4 protein-coding genes are annotated in these 6,993 nt (G+C 72.1%); all 4 read right to left on the bottom strand.

From position 1 onward, the window contains the following. Nucleotides 1–63: 63 nt before the first annotated feature. Nucleotides 64–441: a hypothetical protein gene (locus tag ABUW04_RS13985; RefSeq protein ID WP_380564766.1), complete on the bottom strand. Its 378-nt coding sequence runs from the start codon at nt 439–441 to the stop codon at nt 64–66. Between the two features lie 121 nt (nt 442–562). Next, a complete protein-coding gene (locus ABUW04_RS13980) occupies nt 563–2,368 on the bottom strand; it encodes a GAF domain-containing sensor histidine kinase (RefSeq protein WP_380564764.1) in 1,806 nt (601 codons plus the stop codon). A gap of 54 nt (nt 2,369–2,422) precedes the next feature. Further along, nucleotides 2,423–5,983, bottom strand: a complete 3,561-nt coding sequence (gene cydD, locus ABUW04_RS13975) for a thiol reductant ABC exporter subunit CydD (protein WP_380564763.1) — start codon at nt 5,981–5,983, stop codon at nt 2,423–2,425. A gap of 6 nt (nt 5,984–5,989) precedes the next feature. Further along, nucleotides 5,990–6,988, bottom strand: a complete 999-nt coding sequence (gene cydB, locus ABUW04_RS13970) for a cytochrome d ubiquinol oxidase subunit II (RefSeq protein ID WP_380564761.1) — start codon at nt 6,986–6,988, stop codon at nt 5,990–5,992. Between the last annotated feature and the right edge of the window lie 5 nt (nt 6,989–6,993).

Raw genomic sequence — 6,993 nt, 5'->3', positions numbered from 1 at the left:
CCCCCCCCCCCCACCCCACCCCGGACCTCGGCTGCGGCCTCGGCGGCGGCCGGGTCCTGAAACCTAGTTGCCGCTGGGGGCGCCGCCCGGGGCACCGCCCTGGCCGCCCTGGCCTCCGCCGAAGCCGCAGCCGCCACCCTGGCCGCCGCCGAAGCCGGCGCTGCCGCTGGGACGGGCGCCGGTCGGCATCCCGGACGGCCTGGCACCGCCGGACGCCATCGCACCGCCGGAGGGCATCCCCGAGGGCCTGGCACCGCCCGAGCGCATCGCCCCACCGGACGGCATCCCCGACGGGCGGCTGCAACTGGCGTTGCTGGTCGTGGTGGTCGACGAGGAAGAAGAGCTGGATCCGCATGCGGTCAGCATCAGGCCACCCGCCACCAGGATCGCCGCTGCGGGGGCGACCCGGCGCTTGAGGGTGCTACTCAGGGCAGTGGTCATCGCTGTGGGCTCCTCAGTTACTTATGCGGACGAAACATCAGCCCACCACGAGGTCCTGTCAGCGAGCCGTGCACGGGTTAGCAATCACGTGCGACTCGTCGCGCCTGGGATTCGGTCCGGATTACAACGGGGCCGTCCAGGAGAGCAGGGTGCCTTTTCCGTCCGGACCGGGCTGGTGCCAGGCCGCGCCGCCGAGCGCCGTGGCACGGTCGGCGAGGTTGCGCAGACCGCTGCGGCGGCCGCCCTCGGGGATGCCGATGCCGTCGTCGAGCACGGTGAGCAGCACCGCGGGGCGGCCCGCCCCGGCCTCGCGCAGGGCGGTGGAGAGGTCGGCGCCCTCGGGCAGCTCGAAGGCGTCCCGACCGGTGGTGAGGCGGCCCTCGTCGTCGATGTGGGCGGTGGTGTCCACGTTCACCGCCACCGTGGCGGCGCGGGCGTGCCGGGCCGCGTTGGACAGGGCCTCCCGCAGCGCGGCGATGAGCTGGCGCCCGATCCGCTCGCTGACCATGGTCTCCACCGGGCCGACGAAGCCGACGGAGGGCTTGAAGCCCAGCGGTCCGGCCGCCTGCTTGGCCTCGCGGAGGATGCGGCCGCGCAGGTCGGCGTCGGCAGGGGTGTCGTCGTGCTGGAGGGCGTAGATGGTGGTGCGGACCTCCTGGATGGTGGCGTCCAGTTCGTCCACCGCCTTGCCGATCCGCGACCCGACCTCGGGGACCTGGGCCTTGCGGGCCGCGCTCTCCAACATCATGCCGGTGGCGAAGAGCCGTTGGATCACCAGGTCGTGCAGGTCCCGGGCGATCCGGTCGCGGTCTTGGTAGACCGCGAGCCGCTGCTGGTCCTGCTGTCCCTCGGCCAGCCGCAGGGCCAGCGCGGCCTGGCCGGCGAAGGCGGCGGCGAGTTGCACCTCGTCCTCGCTGAAGGGTGGTCGGCCGGAGCGGCGCCAGACGGCGACGGCGCCGAGGATGCGTCCGGCGCTCTTCATCGGCAGCGCCATGCTGGGGCCGAAGGCCTTGGCGATCCTGGAGGAGACCCGGGGGTCGCTGCCCAGGTCCTCGATGATCACGTTCTGACCGTCCATCAGCAGGGCGACCTGGTCGCTGGCCGGGACGTGCTCGCCCACGACGAAGTCGGCGGCCTCACCGGCCGCGTGCGACACCCGGAGGCCTCCGTCGCCGGTGGGCAGCAGGATCATGCCCAGTGCGGCGGCGGCCAGGTCGCGGACCTGTTCGGCGGCGATGGTGAGGGCGGCGTGGGCGTCCTCCGAGGTCAGCAGGACGGTGGTGACCTCTCCGGCGCCGGCGATCCAGCGTTCGCGGCGACGGCCCTCCTCGTAGAGGCGGGCGTTGGCGATGGCTACGCCTGCGGCGGCGGCCAGGGCTTCCATGACCTGTTGGTCCTCGGTGCTGAAGGAGGCTCTGGGGGGTTCGGGGGGTGTGGTTCCTGCTCCTCGTTTCTCGGTGACGTAGAGGTTGCCGAAGACCTCGTCGCGGACCCGGATCGGGACGCTGACGAAGGAGTGCATCACCGGGTGCCCGGGCGGGACGCCCACCGAGCGGGGGTCGGTGGTGAGGTCGTCCAGCCGCAGCGGGCGGGGGTCCTCGATGATCGCGCCGAGCAGGCCCCGGCCCTCGGGGTAGTGGCCGATCCGGGCGGCCTCCTCGTCGGTGAGGCCGACGTGGATGAAGTCGACCAGCCCTGAGGTGTGCGGGGCCAGCACGCCGACCGCGGCGTACTCGGCGTCGGCGAGGTCCGCGGCTGCGGCGGCGATGCGCTGCAGGGTGGCGTGCAGGTCCAGCCCCGAGCTGACCGAGACCACGGCCTCCAGCAGCTCCCGCATCCGGTCGTTGACGGCGGCGACGGCGTGGAGGCGTTCGGACACCTCGGTGACGAGGGCGTCCAGGCCCAGGGCGGGCGGGGGGTGCTCCATGGGGAAAGGGTATTTTGCGGTTGTTCGGGGTGGTTGGTCGATTAGCCCGGTTGGTCAGACCGGGAGGAGTGTTTCGGCCTGGCGTTCCTGGTCCCAGCTGCGGCGGAACGGGCCGTCGGTGGCGACCAGTTCGGTCCAGGTGCCGCGTTGGACGATGCGGCCGCGGTCCAGCACCAGGATCTCGTCGACGGCGTCCAGGCCGGCCAGCCGATGGGTGATCAGGAGCGTGGTCCGGCCCTCGGTGGCGGTCAGCAGGTCGGCGGTGAGGGCGTCGGCGGTGGCGAGGTCCAGGTGCTCGGCGGGTTCGTCCAGGAGCAGCACCGGGAAGTCCGCGAGCAGGGCCCGGGCCAGGGCGAGGCGCTGGCGCTGGCCGCCGGAGAGGCGGGCGCCGTGCTCCCCCACCATGGTGTCCAGGCCCTCGGGGAGGTCGTCGCGGATCCAGTCGCCCAGGCGGGCGGTGTCGAGGGCCTGCCAGAGGTCGTCCTCGGTGCAGTCGGGGCGGGCCAGGCGGAGGTTCTCGCGGAGCGAGCTGTCGAAGATGTGGGCGTCCTGGGCGCAGATGCCGACGGCGGTGCGGACGGTGTCGCTGAGGAGGGTGGTGGTGTCGGTGCCGTTGAGGGTGACCGTTCCGGAGGTGGGGTCCAGGAAGCGGAGGAGTACGTGGGCGAGGGTGGTCTTGCCGGAGCCGCTGGGGCCGACCACGGCGATGCGGTGGCCCTGGGGGAGTTCCAGGGTGATTTCGGTCAGGGCCGGGTTTTCGGTTTTTGAGCCGGGCCAGTGGGCGGTGAGGGCGGTGGTGCGGAGCGGGAGGGGGGTGGTGGGGAGGTCGTTGGGGGTGGTGGGTTCGGTGATGGGTTCGGGGGCGTCGACCAGTTCCAGGACGCGTGCTGCGGAGCGGGCGCTGCGGCGGCGGATCTGGGCGGCGACGGGGAGGCCGGTGACGGCCTCGAAGGCGGCTAGGGGGGTGAGGATGACGACGGCCAGCCAGATTCCGTTGAGGGTGCCGGACGCGACGGCGGCCACGCCTGCGGCGGCGCAGGCGGTGGCGGTGAGGCCGGTCAGGGCGGTGCTGAGGCCGGTTCCGACGCCGGCGCCGGCGGCGGAGCGGCGGGAGAGGGTGGTGAGGGTGGCGTCCGTTCGGCGGAGGGTCTCCAGGCGGTGCGGGAGGGCGCCGCTGATGGTGAGTTCGGGGGTGCCGTCGAGGAGGTCGACCACCTCGGCGGCGAGTCTTCCCTTGGCGGGGGCGTGGAGTTCCTCGGCCCGGGAGGACAGCCGGGCGGTGAGGGCGGGGACGGCGACGCCGGCCAGGAGCAGGCCTGCGGCGAGGATCGCTCCGGCGGTGGGGAGGATCACGGCCAGGGCGGCGGCGGTGGCGGTGGCGGTGAGGGCTGCTGCGGCGGCGGGGAGGCGGTAGCGGAGGACGTAGTCCTGGATCGCGTCGACGTCGGCGACCATGCGGGAGAGCAGGTCGCCACGGAGGCGGCCGTCGGCGCCGTCGGGGCTGAGGCGTTCCAGGCGGCGGTAGACGGTGGTGCGGAGCTCTCCGAGGGAGCGGAGCACGTTGTCGTGGCTGAGCAGGCGTTCGGCGTAGCGGAGCACGCCTCGGGAGATGCCGAAGGTGCGGACCGCGGTCATGGCGACCATCAGGTAGAGGATCGGCGGCTGTTGGGAGGCGCGGTCGATCAGCCAGCCGGAGGTGCCGAGGAGGGCGGTGGCGCTGAGGAGGGCCAGGGCGGAGAGGGATACCGCGAGGGCGGTGCGGGGGGATTGGCCCTTGCGGTGGGCGGCTTTGCGGATGCGGGACAGGGGGTTCGGGTTTGCCTGCGGCGCTGTTGGTGCAGTGGGGCGGGGGCGGGCCGGGGCGGGGGGGGGGTCGCTCTGGGGCCTGCTGCAGAACGAGTCTGTAAGCGTGTTTCCGTCCTTGAGCGGCGCTGACTCGTTCTTCGCTTTGACGGCCCCTGCCGCGACCACCCCGCCCCGTCCCACCCCCTCCCGTGCGGTGGGGGGAGAAAAGAGAGACGGCGTCAGGGTGACGGTGCGGTCTGCCAGGGCGAGGAGGGCGGGGCGGTGGGCGGTGAGGATGACGGTGCGGTCGCGGGCGAAGTCGCGGATCGCTTCCACGACGGCCTGTTCGGTGGCGGTGTCGAGGTTGGCGGTTGGCTCGTCCAGGAGCAGCACCGGACGGTCGGCCAGGAAGGCGCGGGCCAGGGCCAGGCGCTGGCGCTGGCCGGCGGAGAGGCCGGAGCCGTGTTCGCCAAGGGGGGTCGCTGCGCCGAGGGGGAGGGCGTTGACGAACTCGTGGGCGTGGGCCCGGTGGAGGGCGGTGGCGAGTTCGGCGTCGGTCGCTTCGGGGCGGGCGAGGCGGACGTTGTCGGCGATGGTGCCGGCGAAGAGGTAGGGGTGTTGCGGGACCCAGGCGATCTGGGTTCGCCAGTCGTAGGTGTTCAGGGGCTTGTTGTCGATGGTGATGGTGCCGGTGGCGGGGGTGCTGAAGCCGAGGAGGAGGGAGAGGAGGGTGGTCTTTCCTGCTCCTGAGGGGCCGGTGACGGCCAGGGTTTCGCCGGGCTCGATGGTCAGGTTCAGGGACTGGATGGCGGGGGCGTGGGGGACGGTCACGTCACGGAGTTCGATGACCGGGCGGTGTACCGGGCGGGTGCCGGGGGTGGGTGTCTCGGTTTCCAGGACGGCGAAGATCTGCTGGGCGGCGGCCAGGCCCTCGACGCTGGCGTGGTAGTGCGTGCCCACCTGACGGATCGGCAGGTAGGCCTCGGGGGCCAGGACCAGGATCAGCAGGCCGGTGCGGAGGTCCAGGCTGCCGTCGACCAGGCGGGTGCCGATGCCTACGGCGACCAGGGCGACCGAGACGGTGGAGAGCAGTTCCAGGGCGAAGGAGGAGATGAAGGCGATGCGGAGGGTGCGCAGGGTGGCCTGGCGGTAGTCGTCGGTGGTGCGGCGGATGGCCGCTGCTTGAGCTTTGGCGCGGCCGAAGACCTTGAGGGTGGGAAGGCCCTCCACCACGTCCAGGAAGTGGTGCGAGAGGCGGCCCAGGGTGCGCCACTGACGGTCCATCCGGGACTGGGTGGCCAGGCCGATGAGGACCATGAAAATGGGGATGAGGGGGAGGGTGAGGACGATGATCAGGGCCGAGAGCCAGTCGGCGAGGGCGATGCGGGCGATGACGGCGATGGGGACGACTACGGCCAGCGCCAGCTGGGGGAGGTAGCGGGCGAAGTAGTCGTCCAGGGCGTCGATGCCGCGGGTGGCCAGGGTGACCAGTTCGCCGCTGCGCCGGCGGGTGAGCCAGTTGGGGCCCAGGGCGGTGGCGCGGGCGAGCAGTTGGGCGCGGAGCTCGGACTTGACGGCTGCGGAGGCGCGGTGGGCGGCGGTCTCGGTGGCCCAGGAGGTCAGGCCGCGGGATATGGCCACGGCGGCGAGGGCCAGGAGGGGGGTGGTGGGGTGCTTCGATTTTTGGAAGGCGTCGACGACGATGTCGGCGATGAGCACGGCCTGGGCGATGACCAGGACGGCGTTGAGCGCACCGAGGGCCGTGGAGAGCAGGAGGAAGGTCCTGGTCGTCGCGGCGTGGCGGAGGAGGCGGGGGTCGACGGGCTTCATGGCACCTCAGTGGGCGGGGATGTTGCGGACGCCGATGCGCTTGCGGAACACCCAGTAGGTCCAGCCCTGGTAGACGAGGACCAGCGGGGTCATGATGCCGGCCACCCAGGTCATGACCTTGAGGGTGTAGTGCGAGGACGATGCGTTGGAGACGGTCAGCGACCAGGCCGGGTCGAGGCTGGAGGGCATGACGTCCGGGAAGAGCGCGAGGAAGAGCATCGCCACGGCGGCGACGATGGTGACGCCGGAGCAGATGAAGGCCCAGCCCTCGCGGCCGGCCTCGTTGAGGGCGAGGGCGGCCAGCAGGGCGAGGACCGCGATGACCATCGCGGTCAGTGACCATCCGTCGCCGCTGGAGGTCTGGGTCCAGATCAGGAAGGCCAGGGCGAGGACGGCTGTGATCAGGCCGGTGGTGCGGGCCAGGGTGCGGGCCCGGGTGCGGATGTCACCCAGGGTCTTCAGGGCGACGAAGACCGTGCCGTGGAAGGTGAAGAGGGAGAGGGTGACCAGGCCGCCGAGGAGGGCGTAGGGGTTGAGCAGGTCGAGGAAGTTGCCTGCGTAGTCGCCGGCCTCGTTGATCTTCACGCCGTGGACGATGTTGGCGAAGGCCACCCCCCAGAGGAAAGCGGGGAGGAGGGAGGTCCAGAAGATGGCGTGCTCCCAGTTGCGCTTCCAGCGGGGGTCGCTGCGCTTGGCCCGGTACTCGAAGGCCAGGACCCGGACGATCAGGCAGACCAGGATCGCCAGCAGGGCCAGGTAGAAGCCGCTGAAGAGGGTGGCGTACCAGGCCGGGAAGGCCGCGAAGGTGGCGCCGCCGGCGGTGAGCAGCCAGACCTCGTTGCCGTCCCAGACCGGGCCGATGGTGTTGATCAGCACCCGGCGCTCGGGTTCGTCGCGGGCCAGCAGCTTGGTGAGGATCCCTACGCCGAAGTCGAAGCCCTCGAGGAAGAAGTAGCCGATCCAGAGGACGGCGATCAGTACGAACCAGACGTCGTGGAGTTGCATGGTTC

Source organism: Streptacidiphilus jeojiensis, assembly GCF_042510965.1.
Taxonomy (GTDB): Bacteria; Actinomycetota; Actinomycetes; order Streptomycetales; family Streptomycetaceae; genus Streptacidiphilus; species Streptacidiphilus jeojiensis.
The sequence above is the reverse complement of the archived record's forward strand: the minus strand, read 5'-3'. Positions and strand labels throughout refer to the sequence as shown.